This is a genomic window from Microbacterium testaceum, from assembly GCF_001476285.1.
In the GTDB taxonomy this organism is placed as follows: domain Bacteria; phylum Actinomycetota; class Actinomycetes; order Actinomycetales; family Microbacteriaceae; genus Microbacterium; species Microbacterium testaceum_B.
The window spans coordinates 1-3188 of the sequence record NZ_LDRU01000113.1 but is presented as its reverse complement, the minus strand read 5'-3'; the positions used below and the strand labels follow the sequence as shown (position 1 = coordinate 3188).

The following is a 3188-nucleotide window of genomic DNA, read 5'->3' as shown; positions in this document are numbered from 1 at the left end:
AAGGTCGCCGGCATCGCCGCGCGTGAGGTCGCCGGCGTGTACGCCCTGGGTGGCGGCGGAGCCCGCGCCCTCGGCGCCATCCGCGACGCGATCAACGCCACCGACCTGACGCAGGGCGTCAAGGTCGAGGTCGGCGAGACCCAGGCCGCCGCCGACATCACGATCGTCGTCGAGTACGGCGCCCCGATCCAGGAGGTCGCCGACCAGGTCCGCGGCCGTGTTGCCGGTGCGATCAACCGTCTCGTCGGCCTCGAGGTCGTCGAGGTCAACGTCGACGTGAACGACGTCCACATCCCGGGCGACGACAACGACGACGACGCCAACGAGAAGCGCGTCCAGTGAGCGCCACCACGAAGGGCGCGCTCGTCGGGCTCGTCCTCGCTCTCAGCGCCCTGATCTTCGGCTTCTGGGGATTCATCCTCGTCGCCCTGTTCATGGCCATCGGAATCGTCGTCGCACGCATCACCGCCGGCGAGATCGATTTCGGCAACATCGTCAACGCCTTCAAGGGTCGGAGCACATCGTGACCACCGTCACCGCTTCCCCCGGGGTCGGCAGCCGCACCACGGTTGCCGGCCCCGGCCTCCCCGCGGGCCGCGTGAACGTCGCCGACCGTGTTCTTCAGAAGACGGCGGAGCGCGCCGCGGCCGACATCATCGGGGTGGATGCCAAGAACGTCCGCGTCGAGATCGTCTCGGCCCGCGACACCGCCGTCGTCCGCGTCACCACGCCGTTCCCCGTGCCGCGCCTCGACGACACCGCCGCGGTCGGCGCGGCGACTCCCGTCCTCGAGGCGGCGCGCACCGCGCAGACCGCCCTGCGGTCGCGCCTGACACACCTCTTCGGACGCGACGTCTCGCGGGTCGATCTGACCATCTCGGGCGCCAGCGTCCCCCAGCGAAAGCGAGTGCTGTGATGACCGATACCGTGCTCCGCACCGTCGTGCGTCGCGAGACGCACTCCCCGCGCACCGTGGCGATGCTCGTCGTGGTCGTCCTCGCGCTGCTCGCGCTGGCGTACGCCGCGGTCGAGATCGTCCTCGCCCTCCTCGGGCAGCCGCCGCTGCTCGTCGGCCCCGGCGCCGCTCTCAACGCCGTTGTCGCGGCTCCGACCGCCTTGCTGCCGGTGACCTTCATCGTCGGCGGGATCGTGCTCGCCCTGCTCGGGCTCCTCGTGCTCGTGCTCGCCCTCAAGCCCGGACGCCTGTCGCGTCACGAGATGGCATGGGGAGAGCGGGCCGTCGTCGTCGACAACGGCGTGGTGGCCTCGGCTCTTGCCCAGCACCTCAGCAACGAATCCGGCATCGCCCGTGACGACATCGTCGTGGGCGTCGCCCACCGCACCGTCGACGTCACCGTGCGCCCGCCCGTCGGCATCCCTGTCGACGAGGCGCATATGCGCCGCATCGTCGACGACGAGATCGCCACCTACAAGCTCTCGCCCGCCGTGCGCACGCACGTGCGCGTGCAGCGCCCCGACACCAAGGAGTCCTGATGAACGCCACGCGCCGCGGTCTCAACCGCTTCGTCCTCTTCCTCGTCGGCGTCGTCCTGCTGGCGGCAGGCGCCCTCGCGCTCGCCGTGGCGCTGCTCCCCGGTGGAGCCGACACGTGGACCACCGTCATGGGCGGCTTCCAGGGCTGGCTCGAGTCCCTCGGTCGTGAGTCCGCCGGGTGGGGCGCCGTCGCCGCCTTCGTCGTGCTGGCGCTCGTGCTCATCGTGATCGCCTCCGCCGCCGTCCGCGGTCGTCGTCAGGCCCCCCTGCAGTCGACCGGCAGCGACAGCGCCGAGGGACGCATCACCGTCACCGACGGATTCGCCGCCGAAGCGCTCAAGAACGCGCTCGCGGAGCGCGACGAGATCCTCTCCTCGCGCATCAGCGCCGGCGAGATCCAGCGCGAGTCGGTGCTGCACGTCGCGGTCACGCCGCGCCAGAACACCTCTCCGCGTCAGGTGGCCGAGCACATCGACACGCTCGTGACCAACCTCGCCGCCCTCACCGGGCAGAATCTGCGCGCCTACATCTCCATCCACTCGGGTCTGCGCGCCAAGCTCGCGCGCGACAACACCCGCGTGCACTGATCTCCGAGGAGACGTCATGACCACCATCGACACACCCACCCTGGACGCGGCGGCCGAACGCGCGGCCACCGCCGCCGCGGCGGTCGACGGCGTACACGCCCTCGGCAGCCTGCTCGGACGGGCCTCGGATGCCGTGCGCGAGCGCGTCGGCCTCGCGAGCACGGTTCCCGGAGTCAAGATCGACACCGACCGCGCCGACTCGGTCACGGCGACCATCTCGCTCGTCGTGGACTACCCGCACAACCTGCGCGATGTCTCGGGTGCGGTGCGCTCGGCCGTGCGGACGGCTCTCGAGCCGCTCGGGCGCGGTCGGGTCGACGTCGATGTCATCGTGACCGGTGTCTTCGGTCCGTTCGACCGTGACGTCGTCACCGAGGCGGAGGAGAAGGCGGATGCCGTCGCCGCCCGCGCCCGGGAGACGGCCGCCTCCGTTCGAGAGCGGACGGATGCCGCCGTGACCCGTGCCTCCGAGGCGGTCGACGACGCGAGAGCCCGCGCCTCGGCGGCGACCGAGAGCGCGGTGGCCGCGTCGAAGGACATCGCCGCCAGCGCCGCGGAGACGGTCGACGCCGCGGTCGCCAAGACCAAAGACGTCGCCGCCGGCGCCGCGGCAGCCGTGGACGAGACGGTGAAAGCCGCCCGGGAGCGGGTCGCGGTCGACGACGCGCGCGCCGACGTCGATGCGGCCGACCGGGTGACAGAGGGTCTCGAGCCCGAGCCTGCCGCCACGGACGCGCACACCGCCGCCGCCTCGTCCACCGCCTCTGCTGAGCCCACGGAAGCCGCCATGGAGCCCACGGGAGCCCTCTCCGGGCCCGGGGGTGTGCCCACCCAGCCCGCGGAAGCCGCCACCGAGCCCACGGGAGCGCCCTCCGAGCCCGCCGCCGACCGCGCCGACGTGAGCGACGTCGTCGCCGAGGCTCTCGAAGACGCCGCGATCGACATCGCGATCGCCGCCGACGAGGTTCGGGGCGACGACAAGACGCCGGCGACGGACGAGGTCCAGTCGCTCGTGGAGGACGAGAAGCCGCGATCCTGAGGTTCTGAGGCGGGTCTCGGCCATCAACAGCCTCGATGCGGGCCTCGCGAGCACCCGTGCGAAACTCC

6 protein-coding genes are annotated in these 3188 nt (G+C 72.1%); all 6 read left to right on the top strand.

Annotation, left to right across the window (positions count from 1 at the left end; genetic code table 11):
- The coding region (locus NS283_RS16940; protein WP_058598026.1) for an Asp23/Gls24 family envelope stress response protein at nucleotides 1-342 on the top strand (342 nt) is incomplete at its 5' end.
- The gene (locus NS283_RS16935; RefSeq protein WP_055832192.1) at nucleotides 339-527 is read left to right on the top strand and encodes a DUF2273 domain-containing protein; all 189 of its coding nucleotides are present in this window, start codon (nucleotides 339-341) and stop codon (nucleotides 525-527) included. The genes NS283_RS16940 and NS283_RS16935, both read left to right, overlap by 4 nt.
- A complete protein-coding gene (locus tag NS283_RS16930; protein WP_058598025.1) occupies nucleotides 524-916 on the top strand; it encodes a hypothetical protein in 393 nt (130 codons plus the stop codon). Before NS283_RS16935 ends, NS283_RS16930 begins: the two co-directional genes overlap by 4 nt.
- Nucleotides 916-1494, top strand: a complete 579-nt coding sequence (locus tag NS283_RS16925; protein WP_058598024.1) for a DUF6286 domain-containing protein — start codon at nucleotides 916-918, stop codon at nucleotides 1492-1494. Before NS283_RS16930 ends, NS283_RS16925 begins: the two co-directional genes overlap by 1 nt.
- A complete protein-coding gene (locus NS283_RS16920; RefSeq protein ID WP_058598023.1) occupies nucleotides 1494-2081 on the top strand; it encodes a hypothetical protein in 588 nt (195 codons plus the stop codon). The genes NS283_RS16925 and NS283_RS16920 overlap by 1 nt, the downstream gene beginning before the upstream one ends.
- Nucleotides 2082-2097: 16 nt before the next feature.
- Nucleotides 2098-3120, top strand: a complete 1023-nt coding sequence (locus NS283_RS19370) for an Asp23/Gls24 family envelope stress response protein (protein ID WP_058598022.1) — start codon at nucleotides 2098-2100, stop codon at nucleotides 3118-3120.
- The last annotated feature ends 68 nt before the right edge of the window (nucleotides 3121-3188 follow it).

Excerpts from the sequence above, each read along its gene's own strand:
- NS283_RS16925 (WP_058598024.1), top strand. The coding sequence starts at position 916 with ATGACCGATACCGTGCTCCGCACCGTCGTGCGTCGCGAGACGCACTCC.
- NS283_RS19370 (WP_058598022.1), top strand. The coding sequence starts at position 2,098 with ATGACCACCATCGACACACCCACCCTGGACGCGGCGGCCGAACGCGCG.
- NS283_RS16920 (WP_058598023.1), top strand. The coding sequence starts at position 1,494 with ATGAACGCCACGCGCCGCGGTCTCAACCGCTTCGTCCTCTTCCTCGTC.